General features: G+C 73.5%; 21 protein-coding genes and 1 pseudogene. 12 read left to right on the top strand and 10 right to left on the bottom strand.

Features of this window, described 5'->3' with window-relative positions; genetic code table 11:
• Positions 1–367: 367 nt before the first annotated feature.
• The gene (locus tag D7M15_RS12325; protein ID WP_121517555.1) at positions 368–1,027 is read right to left on the bottom strand and encodes a TetR/AcrR family transcriptional regulator; all 660 of its coding nucleotides are present in this window, start codon (positions 1,025–1,027) and stop codon (positions 368–370) included.
• A gap of 141 nt (positions 1,028–1,168) precedes the next feature.
• On the opposite strand from D7M15_RS12325, the gene D7M15_RS12320 reads away from it, so the two are divergent.
• Positions 1,169–2,296 (top strand): NAD(P)/FAD-dependent oxidoreductase, encoded by a 1,128-nt coding sequence (locus tag D7M15_RS12320; protein ID WP_121517554.1) that lies wholly within the window; start codon positions 1,169–1,171, stop codon positions 2,294–2,296.
• Positions 2,297–2,330: 34 nt separating this feature from the next.
• Here the strand turns inward: D7M15_RS12320 and D7M15_RS12315 are convergent, their stop codons facing one another.
• From D7M15_RS12315 to D7M15_RS12290, 6 genes are all read right to left on the bottom strand, one after another.
• Positions 2,331–2,693 carry a DsrE family protein gene (locus D7M15_RS12315; RefSeq protein WP_121517553.1) on the bottom strand — a complete coding sequence of 121 codons (363 nt, stop codon included), beginning with the start codon at positions 2,691–2,693 and terminating at the stop codon, positions 2,331–2,333.
• A 133-nt stretch (positions 2,694–2,826) separates the two neighbouring features.
• On the bottom strand, positions 2,827–3,114 hold the full coding sequence (locus tag D7M15_RS12310) for a DUF1416 domain-containing protein (RefSeq protein WP_121517552.1): 288 nt from the start codon (positions 3,112–3,114) through the stop codon (positions 2,827–2,829).
• A 100-nt stretch (positions 3,115–3,214) separates the two neighbouring features.
• A complete protein-coding gene (locus D7M15_RS12305) occupies positions 3,215–4,051 on the bottom strand; it encodes a sulfurtransferase (protein ID WP_121517551.1) in 837 nt (278 codons plus the stop codon).
• Positions 4,052–4,546: 495 nt separating this feature from the next.
• A complete protein-coding gene (locus tag D7M15_RS12300) occupies positions 4,547–5,263 on the bottom strand; it encodes a DUF2993 domain-containing protein (protein WP_121517550.1) in 717 nt (238 codons plus the stop codon).
• A 144-nt stretch (positions 5,264–5,407) separates the two neighbouring features.
• Positions 5,408–6,469 carry a hypothetical protein gene (locus D7M15_RS12295; protein ID WP_121517549.1) on the bottom strand — a complete coding sequence of 354 codons (1,062 nt, stop codon included), beginning with the start codon at positions 6,467–6,469 and terminating at the stop codon, positions 5,408–5,410.
• Positions 6,466–6,732, bottom strand: a complete 267-nt coding sequence (locus tag D7M15_RS12290) for a MoaD/ThiS family protein (RefSeq protein WP_121517548.1) — start codon at positions 6,730–6,732, stop codon at positions 6,466–6,468. Before D7M15_RS12290 ends, D7M15_RS12295 begins: the two co-directional genes overlap by 4 nt.
• Before the next feature lie 379 nt (positions 6,733–7,111).
• On the opposite strand from D7M15_RS12290, the gene D7M15_RS12285 reads away from it, so the two are divergent.
• From D7M15_RS12285 to D7M15_RS12255, 7 genes are all read left to right on the top strand, one after another.
• Positions 7,112–7,894: a response regulator transcription factor gene (locus D7M15_RS12285; protein ID WP_121517547.1), complete on the top strand. Its 783-nt coding sequence runs from the start codon at positions 7,112–7,114 to the stop codon at positions 7,892–7,894.
• A gap of 114 nt (positions 7,895–8,008) precedes the next feature.
• Entirely contained in the window at positions 8,009–9,031 is a 1,023-nt protein-coding gene (locus tag D7M15_RS12280) for a LacI family DNA-binding transcriptional regulator (RefSeq protein WP_121517546.1), read from the top strand.
• A gap of 228 nt (positions 9,032–9,259) precedes the next feature.
• On the top strand, positions 9,260–10,150 hold the full coding sequence (locus D7M15_RS12275; protein ID WP_121517545.1) for a hypothetical protein: 891 nt from the start codon (positions 9,260–9,262) through the stop codon (positions 10,148–10,150).
• A gap of 119 nt (positions 10,151–10,269) precedes the next feature.
• Positions 10,270–11,298: a trypsin-like peptidase domain-containing protein gene (locus tag D7M15_RS12270; RefSeq protein WP_121517544.1), complete on the top strand. Its 1,029-nt coding sequence runs from the start codon at positions 10,270–10,272 to the stop codon at positions 11,296–11,298.
• Positions 11,299–11,455: 157 nt separating this feature from the next.
• Positions 11,456–12,301: a response regulator transcription factor gene (locus D7M15_RS12265; protein ID WP_121520670.1), complete on the top strand. Its 846-nt coding sequence runs from the start codon at positions 11,456–11,458 to the stop codon at positions 12,299–12,301.
• The gene (locus D7M15_RS12260) at positions 12,301–13,767 is read left to right on the top strand and encodes a HAMP domain-containing sensor histidine kinase (protein ID WP_240649281.1); all 1,467 of its coding nucleotides are present in this window, start codon (positions 12,301–12,303) and stop codon (positions 13,765–13,767) included. Before D7M15_RS12265 ends, D7M15_RS12260 begins: the two co-directional genes overlap by 1 nt.
• A gap of 112 nt (positions 13,768–13,879) precedes the next feature.
• On the top strand, positions 13,880–14,551 hold the full coding sequence (locus D7M15_RS12255; RefSeq protein ID WP_121517543.1) for an NAD(P)H-dependent oxidoreductase: 672 nt from the start codon (positions 13,880–13,882) through the stop codon (positions 14,549–14,551).
• Positions 14,552–14,683: 132 nt separating this feature from the next.
• Here the strand turns inward: D7M15_RS12255 and D7M15_RS12250 are convergent, their stop codons facing one another.
• Entirely contained in the window at positions 14,684–15,277 is a 594-nt protein-coding gene (locus tag D7M15_RS12250) for a snapalysin family zinc-dependent metalloprotease (protein ID WP_240649280.1), read from the bottom strand.
• A gap of 579 nt (positions 15,278–15,856) precedes the next feature.
• Here D7M15_RS12250 and D7M15_RS12245 point away from each other — a divergent pair.
• From D7M15_RS12245 to D7M15_RS12235, 3 genes and pseudogenes are all read left to right on the top strand, one after another.
• Positions 15,857–16,546 (top strand): DUF4232 domain-containing protein, encoded by a 690-nt coding sequence (locus D7M15_RS12245; RefSeq protein WP_121517541.1) that lies wholly within the window; start codon positions 15,857–15,859, stop codon positions 16,544–16,546.
• Between the two features lie 208 nt (positions 16,547–16,754).
• A pseudogene (locus D7M15_RS12240) lies at positions 16,755–17,588 on the top strand (Scr1 family TA system antitoxin-like transcriptional regulator).
• The gene (locus tag D7M15_RS12235; RefSeq protein WP_121517540.1) at positions 17,585–17,791 is read left to right on the top strand and encodes a DUF397 domain-containing protein; all 207 of its coding nucleotides are present in this window, start codon (positions 17,585–17,587) and stop codon (positions 17,789–17,791) included. Before D7M15_RS12240 ends, D7M15_RS12235 begins: the two are co-directional and overlap by 4 nt.
• 73 nt (positions 17,792–17,864) lie before the next feature.
• Here the strand turns inward: D7M15_RS12235 and D7M15_RS12230 are convergent, their stop codons facing one another.
• On the bottom strand, positions 17,865–18,905 hold the full coding sequence (locus tag D7M15_RS12230; protein WP_165906359.1) for an IS30 family transposase: 1,041 nt from the start codon (positions 18,903–18,905) through the stop codon (positions 17,865–17,867).
• A gap of 456 nt (positions 18,906–19,361) precedes the next feature.
• Entirely contained in the window at positions 19,362–21,188 is a 1,827-nt protein-coding gene (locus tag D7M15_RS12225) for a bifunctional metallophosphatase/5'-nucleotidase (RefSeq protein WP_121517539.1), read from the bottom strand.
• A 192-nt stretch (positions 21,189–21,380) separates the two neighbouring features.
• Between D7M15_RS12225 and mshD the strand changes: the two genes are divergently transcribed.
• Positions 21,381–22,277: a mycothiol synthase gene (gene mshD / locus D7M15_RS12220; RefSeq protein ID WP_121517538.1), complete on the top strand. Its 897-nt coding sequence runs from the start codon at positions 21,381–21,383 to the stop codon at positions 22,275–22,277.
• Positions 22,278–22,441: the final 164 nt, after the last annotated feature.

The following is a 22,441-nucleotide window of genomic DNA, read 5'->3' as shown; positions in this document are numbered from 1 at the left end:
GCTGGCCCTGGTAGAGCTTCTTGACGGTGAGGCCGGCGAACGCGGCCGTTCCGACGGCGACCAGGACCATCAGCGTGGTGAAGAAGACCTCAAGCACGGGGGCTCTCCTTGTGCGGTGTCACGGGGCCTCCTGCGATGACGGCCCCCGTCGAGTCTAGGCGATGTCCGGGCGATCTCCTCGGGCTCGCGACGACGGCTACGGCACCTCGCCGCGTTGTCGCAGTCGTCCACGTACGACCCGGTACGAGGGCGATCCTCCGCCTTGCGCCGCACCGCATCCGACGCCGCGAGCCACCCCCTCAAGGGCCGCCCGGACACCACCTGGTCGCCCGCTCCCGACCCGTCGCCGTGAGGTGCGCCGCCGCCGCTACGGGCGCGGGGGCGCCAGCGAACGCCAGCCCTGGTCCAGCAGCTGGAACGTCCGCACCAGGGCCTCGCGGCCGCCGCCGTGGGCGCGGGCGGCGCGGGGCGCCTCCAGCGCGTAGTGGGCGAGGGCGGTGCAGGCGGCGTCGTCGGCGGGGAGCCCGCTCTCGTCCGCGATGACCGCGGCGAGGGCGGCGGTGTGCCGCAGCCACATCGCCTGGTGGTAGTCGCGGAGGGCGGGGGTGCCGTTCACCAGCTCCAGGAACGCCGCGAAACGCGGGTCGCCGCCGGGGTCCGCGCCGCGGTGGCGCAGGGCGTGCTCCCGGAGGGCGACCGGGATGGACTCGCCCCGGGCCCGGTCCCGTACGGCGGCCAGGAGACCGGCCTCCATGTCGGCGTCCCGGTCGAAGACGAGGGCCTCCTTCACCGGGAAGTGCTTGAACAGCGTCGTGGTCGACACGTCGGCGGCGTCGGCGATCTCGCGGATGCCCACGTCGTCGTAGCCACGGGCGAGGAAGAGGCGCAGCGCGGCGTCCGCGATGGCCTGGCGGGTGGCGGCCTTCTTGCGTTCGCGGCGCCCCGGGGGCGCGGGGGACGCGGAGGGTGCGGGCGGCTCGGGCGGCTCGGGGGCGGTGCCGCCGTGCCGCGGGCTCGGGGCTGGCATGGGGGCACGCTACCGCATGGGTTGCCCTGATAAAAAAGTTGACTCGTTGCACTTGTTCATCCGTTGTGCTTTTCTGGTGGGGTGCCGCGCGATCGCCGTACGGCCCGGCACCCCACCCCGTACGAACGGAGCACCACCCCCATGACCACCACTCCCCGCATCGCCGTCGTCGGCGCCGGACCCGGCGGCCTGACCTGCGCGCGCGTCCTCCAGCGGCACGGCGTCGCCGTCACCGTCCACGACGCCGACGCCGGGCCCGACGCCCGCGACCAGGGCGGCACCCTCGACCTGCACGAGGACCAGGGGCAGCTCGCCCTGCGCGAGGCCGGACTGCTGGACGCCTTCCACCGCCTCGCCCGCCCCGAGGGGCAGGAGATGCGGCAGCTGGACGCGGCGACGGGCGCGCTCGGCTTCCACCACGTCCCGGCCGAGGGCGAGCGGTTCAAGCCCGAGATCGACCGCGGCCAGCTGCGCGACCTGCTGCTGCGCGCGCTGGAGCCCGGCACGGTGCGCTGGGGTCGTACGCTGCGCGCCGTCGAGGGGCCGGACGACGGCCCGCGGCTGCTGCGCTTCGCCGACGGCGGCACGGCCGAGGCCGACCTGGTCATCGGGGCCGACGGCGCCTGGTCGCGGGTCCGCCGCGCGGTCTCCCCGGCCACCCCGCGCTACACGGGCGTCAGCTTCCTGGAGGCGTCGTTCCACGACGTCGACCGCCGCCACCCGGAGGTCGCCGCCCTGGTCGGCGGCGGCAGCGCCGCCGCGGCCGACGGCGAGCGCGGCCTGTTCGCGCAGCGCGCCAGCGGCGGCCACGTCCGCGTGTACTGCGTCCAGCGGGTACGGGCCGACTGGCTCGCCGCCGCCGGGCTCACCGCCGGGGACACCGACGCCCTGCGCGCCCTGCTGCTCGACCGCTACCGCGACTGGTCACCCGGGCTGCGCCGACTGGTCGGCGACAACGACGGCCCGTACGTCGACCGCCCCCTGTACGCGCTGCCCGTCCCGCACACCTGGGAGCCGAGCCCGACCGTCACGCTGCTGGGCGACGCGGCCCATCTGATGCCCCCGCTGGGCGTCGGCGTCAACCTCGCGATGCTCGACGCCTGCGAACTCGCCCTCGCGCTCGCCACCCACGACACCCCCGCCGACGCCGTACGGGCCTACGAGAAGACGATGCTGCCCCGCTCCGCCGCGACGCAGCGCCTCCTCGACGGCCGCGCCGTCGACCTGCTCTCCGCCGAGCCGCACGGCCCGGCCGCCGGGGACGGCTGACACCGCCGCCCCACGCGCACGTACGGGCGGCGGGTCAGTACACCAGCGCCTGTACGTCGTCCCCCAGCGCCTCGCTCACGAAGACCTGCGCGCCCGCGATCCGTACGCCCGGCAGCACGTCCTTCTCCTCGATGCCCCTGCGCGCGGCGCACTGCGTGCAGAGCGTGACCCGGCCGTCCGCCAGCACGCCGTCGAGCAGCTCCGGCAGCGGCGCCGCGTGCGGCAGCGCGAACTCCGTGGCGCGGCCCGGCAGTGCGAACCACGCCGACTCGCCGGTCAGCCACAGCGACACCTCGACCCCGCTGGCCACGGCGACGGCCGCCACCGTGAACGCCTGCGAGCACCGTTCCGGGGCGTCTGCCCCGGCTGTCACCTTGAGCACGAGCTTCTTCGCCATGCGCCCACGGTAGCCGGGCCCGCGGCGGTGCCCCCGGGCCCGTACGGCGCGAGGGCCGCGGCCCGCCCGGTGTGTCACCGGTGCGGGCCGCGGCCCTCGTCTCGTCCCGTCCGCGCGCGGTGGCCGTGACGGCTCAGACCGCGATCGCGACCTCCGCCAGACCGCCGTCCCGCGCGACCACCGTACGGTCGGCGGTGCCGCCCGGGACGAGCGCGCGGACGGTCCACGTGCCCTCGGCCGCGTAGAAGCGGAACTGGCCCGTCGCGGACGTCGGCACCTCCGCCGTGAACTCGCCCGTCGCGTCGAGCAGCCGCACGTAGCCGGTGACGGGCTGGCCGTCACGGGTCACGCTGCCCTGGATCGTCGTCTCGCCGGGCTTGATGGTGGAGGCGTCCGGGCCGCCTGCCTGTGCACCGCACATGGATACGGTCCCCTTTCTTCCGCTTCTCTGCTCTGCCGCTCTGTACGCGTCACCCTGTCCGCCGCCGCGCGCGCCGCACGCGTGCGGCGCGCGCCACCGCTCAGTTGGAGCCCAGCTCCACGGGGACGCCGACGAGCGAGCCGTACTCGGTCCAGGAACCGTCGTAGTTCTTCACGTTGGGCTGGCCCAGCAGCTCGTGCAGCACGAACCAGGTGTGGGCCGACCGCTCACCGATGCGGCAGTACGCGATGGTGTCCTTGCCCAGGTCCACGCCCTCCGCCTCGTACAGCTCCTTCAGCTCGTCGTCCGCCTTGAAGGTGCCGTCGTCGTTGGCCGACTTGGACCACGGGATGTTCCGCGCGCTCGGGATGTGCCCGGGGCGCTGCGACTGCTCCTGCGGGAGGTGCGCCGGGGCGAGCAGCTTGCCGCTGAACTCGTCGGGGGAGCGCACGTCGACCAGGTTCTTCTCGCCGATCGCCGCCACGGCCTCGTCGCGGAACGCGCGGATGGAGGTGTCCTGCGGCTGCGCCCGGTACTCGGTGCGGCTCCGCTCCGGCACCGCCGCGACCAGGTCGCGGGAGTCCAGCTCCCACTTCTTGCGGCCGCCGTCGAGGAGCTTCACGTCCTGGTGGCCGTAGAGCTTGAAGTACCAGTAGGCGTAGGCGGCGAACCAGTTGTTGTTCCCGCCGTAGAGGACGACGGTGTCGTCGTTGGCGATGCCCTTCTCCGAGAGCAGCTTCTCGAAGCCCGCCTGGTCGACGAAGTCGCGGCGCACCGGGTCCTGGAGGTCCTGCTTCCAGTCGATCCGGACGGCGTTCGTGATGTGGTTCTTCTCGTACGCGGAGGTGTCCTCGTCCACCTCGACGATGACCGTCTTCGGGTCGTTGATGCGGGCCTCGACCCAGTCGGCGTCCACCAGGACGTCACTGCGGCTCATGGGTTCTCCTCCGGAGGGCAGGTTGGGTGCGTGCGGACTCTGCGTGGAACGGCGCTCACACGTCGTCGTCCGCGCACGGCACGGGGCGGTGCGCGCACGAGCGGGGGCTGGCGGCGGATGGTGCGGAAGGGGGCGTGCGTACGGTGCGGTACGTCGGCGGTCCCGGGCGCGCGCGGCGGCGGAGGACGGCCGTCAGACGGCGCCGCGACAGAGCATGGCGGCGACGCGGCACAGGTCGACTGCGCGTCGCTTCGTGAGAACCGCCTGTCGCTTCATGCCTTCGATCGTAGGAGAGGCACGGGGCACTGTCACCGGGAATCCGCATGATGAGACGGAAGGGTCCGCCATACGGGATCTGGTGCCGCTCGGGATGCCCCGCGGCGCGGGCGGCGGACGCCTTCCGGGGTGCGGCAACCGTACGGCGGACCCCGTCGTCTCGGCCCGTGGACGGCGGGTACACGGCGGCGGTCGCCCGCCGCCTCCCGGCCGGTCGCGCTACCGCGTCAGCTCCACGTCCCTGCCGTCCAGCGCGAAGGTCACGCCGTCGGCCGTCACGTCCGCCTCCTTCAGCTCCAGCCCCTTCGGGAAGCCGGTCACGTCGGACTGGAAGTCCACGTTCCGCCGGACCTCGCGCTCCGCGCCGGGGATGCCGGAGCCCGGGATCGTGTCGGCGTGCAGCCGCAGCACGTTCCCCTCGGCGACCCGCACGGTGCTGTAGACGGGCGACGGCAGCTCGAACTCCCGGCCCAGCACGTCGACGCGGGCGGTGATCTTCACCTGGTTCTTCGCGGCGCGCTCCTCGCCCGCGTACGCGACGCGCACGCCGCGCGGGGCGAGCGCGTTCAGGTCCCGGTACGAGACGTCCGCCGTGCCGCTGGCCTCGTCCGCCGTGGCGCTGTCGAAGGCCCCGTCGACCCGTACGCCCGACAGCTCCGCGTCGACCCGCGCGACCTTGACCTCCTGGCCGCTCGCGGCGGCGGTCATGCCCGTCAGCTCCACGTCCACGTCGTCCAGTTCACGGGCGGCGAGCTGCGTGAGGAACGGGAAGCCGTGGATCTCCACGGAGGCGGAGTCCGTACCGGAGACCCCCTGCGCCGCCCTGACCTGCTCGGCCGCCTCGTCCTCCGTCAGCTTCAGGGCGACGCGGTCGGCGGCGGTCAACAGGGCCGCGAGCACCACGAGGACGACAAGACTGATCCGCAATGCCCGCATACGCGCGTCCCCCAGGAGTTCGACTCCCGTGAGCGTAACGCGGTGTCCCGCCCGGTCGGCGGCCCGGAACGGGAGGGGTACGGCTCCGTGGCGAAGCCGGTACACCCGCGCGGCGCTCCGCCCGCCCGGGTCCGCCCGCCGGGGTCAGCCCAGGGCGCGGCCCAGCACGTACACCGCGGGCGCGGCCAACGTCAGCGGCAGCGCCACCCCGGCCGTCATGTGCACGAAACGGGACGGGAAGTCGTAACTGGCCACCCGCAGGCCGACCAGCGCGCACACCCCGGCGGCCAGCCCCAGCAGCGCGCCCGCCGCGCCGTCGGCGGCGAAGCCGGTGATCCGGCCCGCCGCGATGCCCGCGCCGGTCGCCGCGAGCAGCGCCACGGCGGGCGAGACGAACGCGGGCAGCGGCACCGCGCGCGCCAGTACGGCGACGCCGACCGCCGCCGCGCCCACGCCGACCGCGTCGGTGCTCGTCGGGGCGATCGCCAGGTGCCCGGCGGCGACCACGGTGAGGGCGGTGGCGGTGAACGAGGCGGTGAGGGCGTACAGCCGCTCGTCCGGGCTCGACTGGTTGCGCAGGTGCAGGACGAGCGCCAGCACGAGCCAGCCGCCGAGCGAGCCGACGATCGCGGCGCCCGTGTGCTCCCGTCCGGCGGTCAGCAGCGCGACGTCCGCCGTGACGCCCGCGAGGAACGCCAGCACGATGCCCTGCCGCGCGGGCCACATCCCGTTCAGCCGGAACCAGCCCGCGGCCGTCACCGCCTGGAGCAGCACCACGGCGCCCGCGAGCGCGGCGCGCGGCAGCGGCGCGGTGGCGGCCAGCAGCAGCGCCAGTACGGCGGTGACGGCGGCCGGTTGGAGTCCGGGCGCGATGATCGGGCTGGGGCGGGCGCGGCGCGAGGAACCCGCCGCGCGGGGCGCGGGCTCGGAGGCGGGCGCGGGCTCGGGTTCCGGCCGGACCCGCGGCTGCGGCTGGGTCTGCTGCGCGTGCGGCGGTACGTGCGGTGGCTGCGCGTGCTGCGGCGGTACGTACCCCTGCCCCTGCCCCCGGTCCGGCGGCGCCGGGTGCGACGCGTCCCGCGGGTACGTCACGGGCGGCTGCTGCTGCCCGTACGGCCCACCCCCGTACGGACCCTGCCCGCCGTACGGACCCTGCCCGCCGTACGGACCCTGCCCCTGTCCCGGGCCCGGCGTCCCGCCCGTCACCGCGCACCGCCCGCGAACGGCGGCAGCACCTCGACGGTGCCGCCCTCGCTCAGCCGCACGATCTCGTGCGTGCGCGTGCCGACGGGCGTACCGTCCACGAGGTACGAGCAGCGCAGCAGCACGCGCGCGAACTCGGGCCGCCCGGTGTGCCGTTCCCGCGCGTCGGCGAGCGCGTCGGCGAGCGTCGCGGCGTCGTACCTCTCCTCCGCGAGCCCGGCCGCGGACTTGGCCGCCGCCCAGTAGCGGATCGTGCCGCTCGCCATGCTGTGGTCCCTCTCGCCGGTTCCGGTGCGGGTCCCATGATGGCGCCTCGCCGGGGTGTCGCGTGCCGCGCGGGCCGCATCGTCCCCATGTCCGCTTCCGTCCCGTATCCGGAGGGTGTGCGGGTGACGGGACGTACGGGCGACCGTCACTTTCCGTTCACGCGTGCCGGGCAGGTCGGACATCTCACACTGCCGTTGCCGGGCCCGGTGCGATATTCTGCTGCGAATGAGGGACCTGGGCAGCGTAGCCCCCGGGTCCTTTCGTGCTTTCACGGGCGGCACGACGCGGTGCCGCCGACGTCCTCGCGGGACCGAGGAAGGAACCCACCATGGGTCGACGAGCCGGACACCGAACGCCGCGAACGGGAGGTGGGAGCGTATGAGTTCGCTCCTCCTGCTCACCAACGCCCTCCAGCCGTCCACCGAGGTGCTCCCGGCACTGGGACTCCTCCTGCACAACGTACGCGTGGCCCCCGCCGAGGGCCCCGCGCTGGTGAACGCCCCCGGCGCCGACGTCGTCCTCGTCGACGGCCGCCGCGACCTGCCGCAGGTCCGGGCCCTCTGCCAGCTGCTGCGGTCCACCGGGCCCGGCTGCCCGCTGGTCCTCGTCGTCACCGAGGGCGGGCTCGCCGCCGTCACCGCCGAGTGGGGCGTCGACGACGTACTGCTCGACACCGCGGGCCCGGCCGAGGTCGAGGCGCGGCTGCGGCTGGCGACCGGCCGCCAGCAGATCACCGCCGACGACAGCCCGATGGAGATCCGCAACGGCGACCTCTCGGTCGACGAGGCCACGTACAGCGCGAAGCTGAAGGGGCGGGTGCTCGACCTCACGTTCAAGGAGTTCGAGCTGCTCAAGTACCTGGCGCAGCACCCCGGCCGGGTCTTCACCCGGGCCCAGCTGCTCCAGGAGGTCTGGGGCTACGACTACTTCGGCGGCACCCGCACCGTGGACGTCCACGTGCGGCGGCTGCGCGCGAAGCTCGGCCCGGAGTACGAGTCGCTGATCGGCACCGTGCGGAACGTGGGCTACCGCTTCGTCTCCGCCGAGAAGGGCGACAAGGCGTCCGCCGCGGGCGGCAAGAAGGACGCGGGCTCCCGCAGCGTCACCGAGGCCGCCGAGGCGGTCACCCGGCAGGCGGCGGACTCCGGCCGTACGCGCTGACCGCACGCCCCCCGAGTGCCCCGCCTCCTTCGGGGGCGGGGCGCGGGCGGGGCCGCCGTACGAACCGTGCGCGCACGGGGGGACGGCGGACGCCCCCCGCGTAGACTGACGGCTGTGGCCAAGGTGACGCGGGACGATGTGGCAAGGCTGGCGGGTACGTCGACCGCGGTGGTCAGCTATGTGATCAACAACGGGCCCCGCCCGGTGGCCCCGGCCACCAAGGAACGGGTGCTCGCGGCCATCAAGGAGCTGGGGTACCGCCCCGACCGCGTCGCGCAGGCCATGGCCTCCCGCCGGACCGACCTGATAGGTCTGATCGTCCCGGACGCGCGCCAGCCGTTCTTCGCGGAGATGGCCCACGCGGTCGAGCAGGCCGCGGCGGACCGCGGGAAGATGGTCCTCGTCGGCAACTCCGACTACCTCGACGAACGCGAGGTGCACTACCTCCGCGCGTTCCTCGGCATGCGGGTCTCCGGCCTCATCCTCATCAGCCAGGGGCCGAGCGAGCACTCCGCGACGGAGATCGACGCCTGGGACGCCCGCGTCGTCCTCCTGCACCGCCGCCCCGAGGCCATCGACGACGTGGCGGTCGTCCTCGACGACGTCGGCGGCGCGCAGCTCGCCACCCGCCACCTGCTGGAGCACGGGCACGAGTCCGTGACCTGCCTCGGCGGCGTCGACTCCACCCCGGAGAACGGCGACCCGGTCACCGACCACGTCGACGGCTGGGCCCGCGCGATGAGCGAGGCGGGCCGCCCGGTGGAGGGCCGCCTGGTGAAGGCCCCGTACAACCGCTACGACACGTACAAGCTCGCCCTCGACCTGCTGTCCCGCCCGGACCGGCCGACCGCGCTGTTCTGCGCCACCGACGACCAGGCGATCGGCGTCCTGCGGGCCGCCCGCGAGCTGGACCTCGACGTGCCCGGCGAGCTGGCGGTGGCGGGCTTCGACGACGTGAAGGAGGCGGCGCTCACCGACCCGCCGCTCACCACCGTCGCCTCCGACCGCCCGGCGATGGCGCGGGCCGCCGTCGATCTGGTGCTGGACGACGGGCTGCGGGTGCTGGGGTCGCGGCGCGAGCGCGTACGGCAGTTCCCGTCGGGGCTGGTCGTACGGCGCTCCTGCGGCTGCGCGTAGCACCGCACCGGCCGCGCCCGCCGCGCCCGCCCCCTTGCTCCGACCGTGTGACCTGGGCTCCTTCGGACGGCCCAACGCCACCCGAAGGGTTCGCGGCCGTTGGTGTGATCCACGGCGGAAAACGGATGCGTTCGGGGGAGTGCGCCCGTTGAGCGGTACATGGAACCGAGGCAGCTTTGGGATCGCAACGCGGTACTGGCAGAGGCGTTCTGCCGTAGCGACGAGAACGTGAGAGACGTCCAGGGCACCCTCGACGACGCGCAGGCCACCAGGTCGCGGACGCTCGCGGCGCTGGCCGTGACCGTACGGAACGACGGCGCCGTGGCCGACCTCCTCGGGCTGACCGAGCGGGAGGTGCGCGTCGCCCGGCGCACGGTGGGCAAGGAGGACGCCCGCGCGGTCGCGGACGAACTGCTCGCCGCGCCCCTGCCGCCGCTCCCGACGGCGCCGGCCGCGGAGGAGCCGTACGCGGACGAGGGCGGGGCGGAGGGCACGGCGTACGTGCCCCCGCCGCCGCAGCAGGCGCCCCCGCCGCCCCCGCCGCCGTCGGCGCCGCCGCAGGTCACGGTGGTCGGCGCGACCGGCGGCGGTGCGGGTGGTCCGGGCGGGGAGCCGGTGTGGTCGGCGGCGATGGACGCCGTACTGGTCGGCGGCTGGCAGACCGGCGTCGACCTCCAGGTGCTCGCCACCGAGTTCGGGCTGGACCTGCCGCGCCTGGTGTCCCGCGCGCAGCAGCTGTCCGTGCAGGGCAGGCTCGGCCCGCACCGCGCCGGGTACGGCCAGGAGGAGACCGGCGGGCGCCACCGCCGCGGCGCGGGGGCGGGCACCGGCGCGACGCGGGCCGACACCTGCACCATCCCGGCCCAGCAGACGTCGTCCGCGTGGGACGCCACCGTCGCGGCGGACCAGGCGGCCTGGGGGACCGGCGGGCACCAGGGCTGGGGGCAGGAGCACGGCCAGGGGCCGGCGGCGCAGGAGTACGGGAGCGGGCAGGCGTACGCGGGCGAGACCGCCACCGCCACCCACGACTGGGACGGCATCCTGCACGAGTGGGGCGACACCCCGGCCGTACGGGAGGGCGCGGCGGCGGCGTACCAGCAGGCGTACCAGCCGACGTAGCCCCTCCGGAGCGTGTCCGGGCCCGGCGCGCACCGCGGGCCCGGCGCCCGCGCGGAAACACACGGCAAGCTCAGCGGGCCCTCAGACGAATCTCATGCGGGGCCAGCACGCTGATCCCCATGAACGCATACGACCCGCACCGCCCGGACCCGCACCCCTCCGACGCCCAGCACCCCGGCGCCGTACCGCCCCCGCCCGAGCAGCCCCCCGTACCGCCGCACGCCGCCTGGCCGCCCCCGGCGGCCCCTGCGCCCGCGCCGCCGCGTCACCGGGCCCGCCGTCCCGGCGCCCTGCTCGCGGCCGTCGCCGTGGTGGCGGCGCTGGTCGGGGGCGGTACGGGGGCGCTCGTCGAGGGCGCGTACGGGGGCGGGTCGGACGGGGGCGGCGGCAGCTCCGCCGCGTCCGTGACGCAGACCTCCGCGCGGAACGGGTCGGTCGGTGAGGTCGCCGAGTCCGTCAGCCCGAGCGTCGTCGAGATCAACGCCACCTCCGCCGAGGGCGAGTCCACCGGCTCCGGCGTGGTGATCACCAAGGACGGCGAGATACTCACCAACAACCACGTGGTCGCGGGCTCCGACAAGGTCCAGGTCACGTTCGAGAACGGCAAGAAGGTCACCGGCGACGTGGTCGGCACCGACCCCGACCTGGACATGGCGCTCGTGAAGGTGGACGGCGTCAGCGGCCTGAAGCCCGCGCCCCTCGGTGACTCCGACCGGATCGGTGTCGGTGACGAGGTGGTGGCGTTCGGCTCGCCCGAGGGCCTGACCGGGACGGTCACCAGCGGAATCATCTCGGCGAAGGACCGCGAGGTGAAGGTGCAGAAGGAGAGCGGCGGCTCCGGTCAGGGCGGCGGCGGTCAGGACGGCCGGTGGCCGTTCGAGTTCGGCGGCGGCCGGTACAACGGCGACGTCGGCACGGAGACCACCACGTACAAGGCGCTCCAGACGGACGCCTCGCTGAACCCCGGCAACTCCGGCGGCCCGCTGGTGAACATGGCGGGCCAGGTCGTGGGCATCAACTCCGCGATGTACGGCGACGGCGGCGACGGCGCCTCCGGCTCGCAGGCGAGCAGCGCCGGGCTCGGCTTCGCCATCCCCGTGAACGCCGTGAAGCAGGTACTGGGCGAGCTCCGTGCCGGAAACGACTGACCGGCGGTACGCGGCCCCGCGTACGGGCGGCGGCGCGGAGCCGTACGCGGGCCCCGGCCCGGAGCCGTACCCGGACCCGTACGCGGGCGGGGGCCCGGAGCCGTACGCCGACCCGTACGCGGTGGACGTGCCCGCCGTCGAGCCGTACGCGGAGGGCATGCTGGAGGGCATGAGCGTACTGATCGTCGACGACGAGCCCGCGGTGCGGGACGCCCTCCGCCGCAGCCTCAGCTTCGAGGGCTACGAGACCCTGCTCGCCGTCGACGGGCTCGACGCCCTGGAGCAGGCGGCCGCGCACGAGCCGGAGTTGATCATCCTCGACGTGCTGATGCCCCGCATGGACGGCCTCACCGCGGCCCGACGCCTGCGGGCCGCGGGCGTACGGGTGCCGATCCTCATGCTGACCGCGCGCGACACCGTGGGGGACCGCGTGACGGGCCTGGACGCGGGCGCCGACGACTACCTCGTCAAACCGTTCGAGCTGGACGAACTCCTCGCCCGCATCCGCGCGTTGCTGCGCCGCAGCTCGTACGCCGAGCAGGCGGGCGGTGGCGCGACGGGTACGGCGGCGGCGCCGGGCGCCCCCGTGGCCGCGCCCGGCGTGCTGGCCTTCGCGGACCTGCGGATGGACCTCGGCAGCCGCGAGGTGACGCGGGGCGGGCGGTCGGTGGAGCTGACGCGTACGGAGTTCATGCTGCTGGAGATGCTGCTGTCGCACCCCCGGCAGGTGCTGACGCGGGAGCAGATCCTGAAGGCCGTCTGGGGCTTCGACTTCGAGCCGACGTCCAACTCCCTGGACGTGTACGTGATGTACCTGCGCCGCAAGACCGAGGCGGCCGGTGAACCGCGCCTCGTGCAGACCGTACGGGGCGTCGGCTTCGTGCTGCGCGAGGCCGACGCGGGGCGGGGCGCTCCGGCAGGTCCGGGGCACGGCGGGGCGGGGCAGACCGGTCCGGGTCACGGCGGTCCGGCGCGGCCCGGCGGTCCCCGGGGGCGGGCGTAGTGCGGCGCCGCTTCAACGCGCTGCCGCTGCGCTCGCGCCTCGCGCTGCTGGTGGCCGTGGCCGTCGCGGTCGCCGTCGCCGCGTGCGCGATGGTGGCGTGGCTGCTCGTCCGCGCCGAACTCGTCAACTCGCTCGACGACGCCCTCCGCGACAACCGCGTACCGGGCCAGGCCGTCATCCGGCAGGTCGAGTCCGGCGAGTGCCGCGCCGTACCGGAGAAGCAGCGGGAGGCGGTGCCGAACCCGTTCGAGTCCACCGTGCAGATCGTCGACGTCAACGGCACCAGCTGCATGGCCTTCGGCGACCAGCCGCTGCCCGTCACCGCCGACGACGTACGGGTCGCGCGCGGCGACGGCCGCGAGGCGCTGCACACCGCGCACGCCGACGGCGAGGACTACCGGGTGCTGACCCGCCCGCTGGAGGGCACCAACGCGGCCGTCTCCGTGGCCCGCCCGATGACCGAGGTGGAACGGTCGCTCGACACCCTCGCGCTCGTGCTCGGCCTGGTCGCCGCCGCGGGCGTACTGGGCGCGGCGGGCGCCGGGGTCGCGCTGGCCCGCGCGGGGCTGCGGCCCGTGTACCGGCTGACGGGCGCGGTGGAGCACATCGCCCGTACCGAGGACCTCACCGTGCAGATCCCCGTCGAGGGCGACGACGAGATCGCCCGCCTCTCCCGCTCGTTCAACTCCATGACCGCCTCGCTCGCCTCCTCGCGCGAACTCCAGCAGCAGCTGATCGCCGACGCCGGGCACGAGCTGCGGACGCCCCTCACCTCGCTGCGGACCAACATCGACCTGCTCGTACGGAGCGAGCAGACCGGTCGCCAACTGCCGCCCGCCGACCGTACGGCGCTGCTCACCTCCGTGAAGGCGCAGCTCACCGAGTTGGGCGACCTGATCGGTGACCTCCAGGAGCTGTCCCGCCCGGACGCGGCACCGGGCTCCGGCGCGTCCGTGGCCGTCCTCGCGCTGCACGAGACGGTCGAACGGGCGGTGGAGCGCGTACGCCTGCGGGACTCCGGCATCACCGTCACCGCGCGGCTCGCCCCCTGGTACGTACGGGCCGAACCGGCCGCGCTGGAACGGGCGGTGGTCAACCTGCTGGACAACGCCGTGAAGTTCAGCCCGGCGGGCGGCACGGTGGCGGTGACGCTGGAGGGGGCCGAGGGTGGGGCGGCTTCCGGCGCGGGCGTGGCCGGCGGGCCGGGCACGCTGCGGGTACGGGACTGGGGGCCGGGCGTCGCGGCCGACGAACTCCCGCACGTCTTCGACCGGTTCTGGCGCTCGCCGTCCGCGCGCGGCCTGCCGGGGTCGGGCCTGGGGCTGTCCATCGTGGCGCGCACCGTGCGGCAGGCGGGCGGCGAGGTGCGGCTGGACCGCCCGGAGGGCGGCGGTACGGAGGCGCTGCTGCGGCTGCCGGGAGCGGGGCAGCCGCCGCCGGGGTGGGGCGCGGAGGACGGGGCCTGAGCGGGGGCGTGCCGGGCACGGCGGCGCTTGACTTGAACTTCACTTCAAGTCGCATCGTCGTCGGTGTCGCGCGGCGCGGCGTCGGACCGCGCCGCCCCACCGAGGAGGAACCATGCCCGTCGTCAGCAGCGCACAGCCCGAGGCGGAGACGCGTACCGGTGCCGGGACCCGTACGGGCGGCCAGGACCGTACGGGCGCGCGGCTCGCGGTGATCTACGGGAGCGTGCGGGAGGGCCGGTTCGGGCCCGTCGTCGGCGGCTGGTTCGCGGGCGAGGCGGAGCGGCACGGCGGCTTCGCGGAGGTCGACGTCATCGACCTCGCGGACCACGAACTCCCCCTGGCCTTCCCGGACTTCCGCGCCGCCCCGCAGCCGGACACGGCACGCGTACGGCAGGGCCTGTCCGAACGGCTCGCCGCGGCGGACGCGTTCGTCGTCGTCACGCCCGAGTACAACCACAGCTTCCCGGCGTCCCTGAAGAACGCCATCGACTGGTTCCACACCGAATGGCAGGCCAAGCCGGTCGGGTTCGTCGCGTACGGCGGCGTCAGCGGCGGCCTCCGCGCCGTCGAGCAACTGCGGCAGGTCTTCGCCGAACTCCACGCCGTCACCGTCCGCGACGCCCTCAGCTTCCACAACGCGGGCGGCGCGTTCGGCCCGGACGGCCGCCCGAAGGACACGGCCGGCAGCGGCACGGCCGCCGCCGGCATGCTCGCCCAACTGGCGTGGTGGGCCACGGCGTTGCGCGAGGCCCGCACCAAGTCCCCGTACGGCGAGCCCGGTTGACCCCGGGGGCCGGTTCGGCGCCGCGCACCGTGCCGCGTCCGCCACGCTGGCCGCGCCGCCCGCCGGGGTGTGACACCCGGCGGGCCACCCGGCGGGAGGTGCCGGGACCGGTGCCGGGGTCCGGCAGCGGGGTCAGTCCGTGGGGTCCGGCCAGCCCGGGACCGGGTCGCCGAGGTCGTTCCGCACGAAGAAGTCCGAGACCTGCGCGATCTCCTCGGCGTCCGGCTGGGTGTTGGTGCACTCCGGCCCGGCCCAGGCACCGGACATGATCTTCGAGCAGACGCTGCCGGGGCCCAGGTCGGGCAGCGACAGCAGGTGGCCCAGCTCGTGTGTGGCGACGCGGGTCGGCTCGTACGTCTTCGCGTCGCCCGTCTCCAGGTAGACCCAGCCCTTGCCGAGGCCGTTGACGTACGCGTGGGAGCCGGTCCCGTTCGCCGTCGTGTACTCCTTGACGCGCAGGCTCGCCGGGCTGTCCTGCTCGACGAACTTGATCTGCGGGACGGCCTTGTTCCAGATCTCGATCGCCTCCCGGACCGGCTCCGCGTAGGAGCCCGCCAGGAGCAGGTCGATGGGGATGACGTCCTGCTCGGCCGCGACCGCGGCCGTGTCCGCCGCCCGCGCCGCGCTGTTCGTGAGGTGCGGGCCGTTCCCGTCCGCCGCGTTCGCGGGGGCGCCCGCGCCCAGGACGACGGCGCCGGTGCACGCCGCGGCCACCGCCAGGTTCATCGCTCTCTTCCGCACTGCCGTGTTCTCCCATACGTGTGGGGGTCCGTACCGGTCGGTCGACGTACGGCGACACGGCGGGCAACCACCGGAATTCCCACGGCACTTGCCGGTACCCGATACCTGATGTCCGGTACGCCGTTACGCGCGCGCGTCAGCAGGAATCCACTGTAGGGACGGGATCGCGGCGGACCTCACCCCATTCCGGGCGTCTGGGAGTTACCCAACAAAGAATTCCGGGCCCCGGAACGGATGAACCGATGCGCCCCCGAACCCCTCCGCGCGCGTGCGCGGGTCGGGCCACGCCGCGAACCGGGTCAAGGACCGCCGGGTCACGGGCCTGTAGCAGCGGCCGGGGTGTACGGGCGTACGCGGAAAGGCGGCGGAACCGGCGCGGAATCCGCTGTTCCCACGGGTTGTGCGCCTGTGAAGCCGACTGTGCGTGTCACAGGCATGTAGGGAGGGGCGGCGGAGTGCAACATTCCGCCCGGCGCGGCGCCTCCTAGTCCCCGTAAAGGCCACCGACGGTCCGTCGCGACGCGTACCGGGTGGCCGCGACCCCGACGAATTCGAGGAAGAACGATGCGTGCTCGCAAGCTGACCATCGCCGCCGTGGCCGTCGCCGCCGGTCTCTCGCTCACGGCCTGCCAGGGTGACGACGACGGCAACGCGAAGGACGACTCGTCGTCCGAGTCCACCACGCAGGCCGCGGAGGGCGGCGCGGACTCCGATGGTGCGGACGGCTCGGACGACGCCGAGGGCTCCGGTGGTGCCGACGAGGACGGCGGGAAGGACACGGCGCAGGACGACGGTTCCGGCTCCTCGTCCACCAAGGGCTTCGCCAAGTGCGTCACGGACGACCTGACGATCAAGGCGAGCGACAGCACCATCGGCGGTGACACGACCGGCTCCGTCGCCGTGGATTTCACGAACAAGACCGACACCGGCTGCCGCCTCTCCGGCTTCGCGGGCGTCGACCTGAAGACCGCCGAGGGCACGCTGTCCGCGACCCGCAAGGGCGAGCCCGCCGACCCGACGATCCTCAAGCCGGGCAAGACCATCTCCTTCACCGTCGGCTACCCGATGAACGACTCCGGCGGCTCCGGCATCCGCGTCACGGGCCTGGTCGTGACCCCGCCCGGGGACTCGAAGTCGGTCACCCTCGAATGGCCGGGCGGCTCCTCGCTGCCCGTGACCGACGGCTCCGAGCCGGGCCCCGGCGTCTTCGTCGGCCCGATCGGCAGCGCGGGCCAGGGCGGCCCCGGCAACTGACCGGTGGACACCGGGAGTCGGGCCCCGACGGGCCCGCGAGGGAGGCGGACGCCGTACGGAACGGGAGGCCGTACGGCGTCCGCCCGTGCGTGACGCCCGCGCGAACTCGCTCCGTGGTCGCACAACTACCGGGCGCAGTCGGCTTGTTCTAAGCTGTGGGAGAACCATTCAACCGTTCATACGGGAACGAAAGATTGGTGGCACCACCTTGAACCGCAAGGAGTTGAACCCGGACAGCTCTCCTCGGGCAGCCTTCGGCGCACGTCTGCGCGACATGCGCGAGGCGTGCAAGTGGACCCAGGAGGATCTCGCTGAACGCATCCAGTACTCCAGCGTCCACATCTCGGCCGTGGAGACCGCCCGGAAGCCTCCGACTCTTCGCTTCACACGCAGCGTCGACCGAGCGTTCGGCATAGAGGGCACGGACACGTTCGAGCGCGAGTGGCGCGACATCCGGCACGGCAGCCTGCTGGAGGGCTTCCCGGAGTACGTCGACCACGAGGCGCGGGCGGCGGAGATCCGCCTGTACGAAGTGGGCGTCATCCCCGGCCTGCTCCAGACCCCCGAGTACGCCGCGGTATTGGAGGCCGACGCGGTACGACGGGAAGCCATCTCTCCCGAACAAGCCGAGGAGAGGGTCGAGTTGGCGATGCGCAGGCAAGCCGCGCGTGTCCGCACCCCGTCACCGCTGCTCATCGCGGTGCTCGATGAGAGCTGCGTCCGGCGACCGATGGGTGAACCCGAGGTGATGCAGGCCCAGTTCGAACGCCTGCTGGCATTCGCCGAGCAGCCGAACACCGTGCTTCAGGTGGCCCCGTTCTCCATGGGCGAGCGCTGACCGTTCAGCCTGCCCGTCACGGTGCTCACCATGGCCGATCGCTCGATCATGTCGTACGCCGAGTCGACGCAACGGGGCCATCTCGAACGGGACGGAGCCTCCGTGCTGCCCGTGCTCAAGGCCTACCATCAGTTGCAGGCCGAGGCCCACTCCCAGGCGGAATCCGTAGCCATGATCGAGCAGTTGCGAAAGGGCATCCCGTGACGACCGAGACCCCCCGTTGGTTCACGTCCTCGTACAGCGGTAACGGCGGCCAGTGCGTCGAGGTCGCCACCAACCTCGCCGTCGCGCGTGGCGTCGTACCCGTCCGCGACAGCAAGGACCCGCACCGCACGGCGTTGGCGTTCGAGTCCGGTGTGTGGTCGTCGTTCGTCGCGGCGGTCAAGGGCGAGGCCTTCGGCGCCTGACCAGCCGCGCCCCCACGCACACACGGCCCCCGCCCGGCTTGGGTTCGAGGGGTCGTTGCAACACCACTTGGTTTTAGGTGGTGAGTAGATCACGTAGACGCTCGGCTGGGGTATCCCAGCCGAGCGTCTTGCGTGGGCGTCCGTTGAGTTCCTGGGCGACGTGTTCGAGGTCTTCGGGGCTGTGCGCGCTCAGATCGGTGCCCTTGGGGAAGTACTGGCGGAGCAGTCCGTTGGTGTTCTCGTTGGAGCCGCGTTGCCAGGGGGATGCCGGGGCGCAGAAGTAGACGGGCATGTCGGTGGCCGTGCTGAACTGCTTGTGGCGTGCCATCTCGCTGCCCTGGTCCCAGGTGAGGGAGCCGCGCAGGTGGGCGGGCAGGGTCTGGACCGTGGTGACGAGGCCGTCGCGGACGGTCTCGGCGTCGTGGGCTCCGCCCGGCAGGTGGACCAGCATGGTGTAGCGGGTGCTGCGCTCGACCAGGGTGGCGATCGCGGAACGGCCGTTTGCGCCGATGATCAGGTCGCCTTCCCAGTGACCGGGCACGGCCCGGTCCTCGACGTCGGCGGGCCGGTCGCTGATCATGATCATCGGGTCGTTGAACCGCGGTGTGCGCCGCTGGGGGTCCCGGCGTGGTTTGCGGCGGGTCCGGCCGGAGCGGATGGCTGCCTGTACTTCCCGCTTCAGGCCGCCGCGAGCCTGGAAATACAGCGCCTGGTAGATCGTTTCCACGCTCACCCGCATGCTCTCGTCGTCGGGATGTTCCCTGCGTAGAGCGTGGCAGATCTGTTCCGGTGACCACCGCCTGCGCAGTCCGTCCTTCACGAAGCGTCGCAGCCGTCCCTCGCGCAGCAGCTTGCGGTCCTTGGGCCGGGGCCTGCGCGAGGCGGCCGCCCGGTGGGCCGCGTAGGGCTGGTAGCCCTCGCTGCCCGAGTTCGCGTCGATCTCCCGCTTGACGGTGCTCGCCGACCGTCCCAGGGCGCGTCCGATCGCCCGCAGCGACGTGCCTGTCGCGCGCAGATCGCGGATCCGTTCACGCTCGGCCAGTGTCAGAAACCGCGGGTCGAGCTGCTTGTCCAGGGCCGTCAGGCCCACCGGTGCTGTGGTCACACCGCACATCGTGACGGTCCCGGTGGCGTAGTCGACACGGCGCCCGTCGGCATAAGTGCGCGAAGAACTGGTCTTCTTGACGCCCCAGTCCCAGTCCTTGGCCGTGCGCTCGTTCACACCAACCTGCCGGGCCGCCACCCGCCGTGCGACACCAGCGGCCCGAAGCCGCTCGTACTCGTCACGCCCGGGATGCCGGCGCGGCAGACGCACCGAAATCCGTCCGGCCTTCCGAGCCCAACCGAAAGCCGTGTTCCGGTTCACCCCCAGCTCACGCGCCACCACGGTCACATTCCCCACGACATCCAGCCGCGCAAGGAAACGCTCCCTCAACCCTGCAAGATCATCACGCCCAACAGCCACGGTCCTCGCAACTCCCACAGATCGCAGGTGTTGCGAGGACCGTTAGAACCCAAGCGGAGGTGTTCCGGACGGGGGCCGCGCGTCGTGAGTACGGTCGCGAGGGGGTTACTCCACGACCTCGATGCGGTCCGCCGACGGTGCGTCCAGCGGCTCGTCCGCCGAGGAGTTGGCCGTCAGGTACGTCTCCAGCGCCGCCAGGTCGTCGCCGCCGACCAGCGGGTTCGCGCCCTCCGCCAGGGTGGGGAAGCCGTCGCCGCCGCCCGCGAGGAAGCTGTTCACGGCGACGCGGTAGGTGGCGCCCGCATCCAGCGGCTCGTCGTTCAGCTTCACCGAGTCGGCCACGACGCGGTCGGCGCCGGACTTCGTCATGTCGAGGGTGTACGTGAGACCGGCGGACGGCTGGAGCACCTTGGGTGACTCCTCGTTGTCGCCGCTGACCTGCTCGCGCAGCACCTGGAGCAGCTGTTCGCCGGTGAGGTCCGTGAGGTTGACGGTGTTGGAGAACGGCTGGACGGTGAAGCCCTCCTCGTACGTGACCACGCCGTCGCCCTCGTCGCCGGAGGCGGCGTGGACGAGGTCGGCGCGGATGCCGCCGGGGTTCATCAGCGCGAGGTCGGCGCTGTCGTCCTGCTCCTTGGCGTGGGCGAGTTGGGCGTCCGCCACCAGGTCACCGAGGGGGAACTCGGCCGCTCCGCCGTCGCGTCCCGCGATGTCCTCGGAGATCCAGCCGATCGGGCGCTTCGCGATGGGTGCGGCCAACTCGCCCCAGCGGCTGATGAGTTCGGTCATGTCCTCGGCCTTGGGCTGTTCGCGGCTCACCACGTGGTTCGCGCTGCCGACCTCCGTGCGGACGATGTCCTTGGTGGCGCGGTCGTACGTGAGGGTGGTGTCCGTGTAGAGCTTGCCGAACGACGCGGCCGAGGTGACCGTACGCGGTGTGCCCGACGGGTCCGGGATGGTGCAGGCGTACGCCTGGTGGGTGTGCCCGGTGACGAACGCGTCGACCTTCGAGGTGGTCTTCTCCGCGATGGCCGCGATGGGACCGGAGATGCCGTCGCCGCCGCCGGGGCTGTCGCAGTCGTAGTTGTACGCGGGGCTGGCCGGGGAGCCGCCCTCGTGGACGAGCGCGACGACCGCGTTGACGCCCTTGCGCTTCAGCACCTTGGCGTACTTGTCGATGGTCTCGACCTCGTCGTGGAACTTCAGGCCCTTCACGCCGTCCGCCGACACGATGTCCGGCGTGCCCTCCAGCGTGACGCCGATGAAGCCGATCTTCACGCCCTTGTGCTTCCACACGTGGTACGGGCGGAGGATGGGCTCGCCGGTCTTCTCGTCGGTGACGTTGGCCGCGAGGTACGGGTAGTCGGCGCCGCCGAACTTCTTCCCCTTCTCGGCGCAGCCGTCCTCGGGGTGGCAGCCGCCGTTCTGGAGGCGTTCCAACTCGGCGCGTCCCTCGTCGAATTCGTGGTTCCCCACGGAGGTGACGTCCAGGTCCAGCCCGTTCATCGCCTCGACGGTCGGCTCGTCGTGGAAGAGGCCGGAGAGCAGCGGGCTGCCGCCGACCATGTCGCCGGCGGCGGCGGTCACCGAGTAGCGGTGGCCCTCGCGGGCGGTGCGGAGGCTGGAGGCGAGGTACTCGACGCCGCCCGCCTCGACGTCCTTCGTGGAGCCGTCCGGCTGGAGTTCGGTGACCTTGCCGGAGGAGCCCTGGGGCGGTTCGAGGTTCCCGTGGAAGTCGTTGAACGACAGCATCTGCACGTCGACCGTACGGCCGTGCCCGTGCCCGCCGCCGTGCTCGTGCCCCGCGTCCCGCGCGGCCGTGTCCGCGCTCGCCGGCACCGCCGCCGACAGCAGCCCGGCTGCCGTGGCCAGCGCGGCGGCCGTGATCGTCAACCGGCCCGCGTGGCGCCTGCGTTGGGAAGTCGCTGCCATGTCCTGGATCCCCTCGGATGGTGGTGGCTCGTCCGCGGTGGCTCGTCGGCGGCCGACGGCAGCTTACGGTCCACGCGCGTAGCGTGTCAGGGCCCCGACGGTGAAGTCTTGGTTTCGGCGGAGCGCGCCGTGGGCACCCTTCAGCGCCGACCGATCGGCACCCGCGCGCGGGCAGCGTCTAGGCTCCTTCCCATGAGCGACGTGCTGGTGGTGGAAGAGGTGTCGCCCGCTGTCGTACGGGAGGCCCAGGACCTGATCGACGCGGCGGCCCGTACGGACGGGCAGGCGGCCGTCTCCGAGCAGGGCAGGCTCCAGCTGCGCGGCGGCGCGCGCGAGGGCGTACGCCATCTGCTCCTGCGGCACGACGGCGAACTCGTCGGCTACGCGCAGCTGGAGGACACCGACCCCGTCGAGGCGCCCGCCGCCGAACTCGTCGTGCACCCCGGCCACCGCGGCCGCGGCTACGGGCGGCGGCTCGGCGAGGCGCTGCTGTCCCTGTCCGGCAAGCGGCTGCGGGTGTGGGCGCACGGCGGCCACCCCGGCGCGCGGCACCTCGCGCAGCTGCTCGGCCTGACCCTCTTCCGCGAACTGCGGCAGATGCGCCGCCCGCTGGCCGACCTCGACCTGCCGGAGCCCGTGCTCCCGGCGGGCGTCACCGTACGGACCTTCGTGCCGGGCGGGGACGACGCGGCCTGGCTGGCGCTCAACTCGGCCGCGTTCGCGCACCATCCGGAGCAGGGCGGCCTGGGGCAGCGCGACCTGGACGACCGCAAGGGCCAGCCCTGGTTCGATCCCGGCGGCTTCTTCCTGGCCGAGCGCGGGGGGCGGCTCGTCGGGTTCCACTGGACGAAGGTGCACAGCGCGGAGCAGTTGGGCGAGGTGTACGTGCTCGGCGTCGCGCCGGGGGAGCAGGGCGGCGGTCTGGGCCGCGCGCTGACGGCGCTCGGCCTGCGCCACCTCGCGCTGGACCGGGGGCTGCCGACGGCGATGCTGTACGTGGACGCGGACAACGTGCCGGCGGTGACGGTGTACGAACGGCTGGGCTTCCGTACGCACGAGACGGACCTCATGTACCGCACGGAGAGCTGAGCGCCGGGGGCCCGGGGACGCGCTCGTACGGGCGCCCCGCGCACCGGACCCGCGCGTCCTGCCCGGCAACACGGTGATCCCCTGGCCGCCATGTTCGCTTAACCATCGATTCAGACTCGCTTGCGAGCATCGCGGAATGCAGCCAGCCGCCAGCTCGCCGCGCC

The organism is Streptomyces sp. Z26, assembly GCF_003665095.1.
In the GTDB taxonomy this organism is placed as follows: Bacteria; Actinomycetota; Actinomycetes; order Streptomycetales; family Streptomycetaceae; genus Streptomyces; species Streptomyces phytohabitans.
This window is presented reverse-complemented; position numbering and strand designations above follow the sequence as displayed.

Excerpts from the sequence above, each read along its gene's own strand:
- D7M15_RS12265 (WP_121520670.1), top strand. The coding sequence starts at position 11,456 with ATGCTGGAGGGCATGAGCGTACTGATCGTCGACGACGAGCCCGCGGTG.
- D7M15_RS12285 (WP_121517547.1), top strand. The coding sequence starts at position 7,112 with ATGAGTTCGCTCCTCCTGCTCACCAACGCCCTCCAGCCGTCCACCGAG.
- D7M15_RS12270 (WP_121517544.1), top strand. The coding sequence starts at position 10,270 with ATGAACGCATACGACCCGCACCGCCCGGACCCGCACCCCTCCGACGCC.
- D7M15_RS12310 (WP_121517552.1), bottom strand. The coding sequence starts at position 3,114 with ATGTGCGGTGCACAGGCAGGCGGCCCGGACGCCTCCACCATCAAGCCC.
- D7M15_RS12255 (WP_121517543.1), top strand. The coding sequence starts at position 13,880 with ATGCCCGTCGTCAGCAGCGCACAGCCCGAGGCGGAGACGCGTACCGGT.
- D7M15_RS12300 (WP_121517550.1), bottom strand. The coding sequence starts at position 5,263 with ATGCGGGCATTGCGGATCAGTCTTGTCGTCCTCGTGGTGCTCGCGGCC.
- D7M15_RS12290 (WP_121517548.1), bottom strand. The coding sequence starts at position 6,732 with ATGGCGAGCGGCACGATCCGCTACTGGGCGGCGGCCAAGTCCGCGGCC.
- D7M15_RS12315 (WP_121517553.1), bottom strand. The coding sequence starts at position 2,693 with ATGGCGAAGAAGCTCGTGCTCAAGGTGACAGCCGGGGCAGACGCCCCG.
- mshD (WP_121517538.1), top strand. The coding sequence starts at position 21,381 with ATGAGCGACGTGCTGGTGGTGGAAGAGGTGTCGCCCGCTGTCGTACGG.
- D7M15_RS12305 (WP_121517551.1), bottom strand. The coding sequence starts at position 4,051 with ATGAGCCGCAGTGACGTCCTGGTGGACGCCGACTGGGTCGAGGCCCGC.
- D7M15_RS12320 (WP_121517554.1), top strand. The coding sequence starts at position 1,169 with ATGACCACCACTCCCCGCATCGCCGTCGTCGGCGCCGGACCCGGCGGC.
- D7M15_RS12225 (WP_121517539.1), bottom strand. The coding sequence starts at position 21,188 with ATGGCAGCGACTTCCCAACGCAGGCGCCACGCGGGCCGGTTGACGATC.
- D7M15_RS12250 (WP_240649280.1), bottom strand. The coding sequence starts at position 15,277 with ATGAACCTGGCGGTGGCCGCGGCGTGCACCGGCGCCGTCGTCCTGGGC.
- D7M15_RS12230 (WP_165906359.1), bottom strand. The coding sequence starts at position 18,905 with ATGTGCGGTGTGACCACAGCACCGGTGGGCCTGACGGCCCTGGACAAG.
- D7M15_RS12325 (WP_121517555.1), bottom strand. The coding sequence starts at position 1,027 with ATGCCAGCCCCGAGCCCGCGGCACGGCGGCACCGCCCCCGAGCCGCCC.
- D7M15_RS12245 (WP_121517541.1), top strand. The coding sequence starts at position 15,857 with ATGCGTGCTCGCAAGCTGACCATCGCCGCCGTGGCCGTCGCCGCCGGT.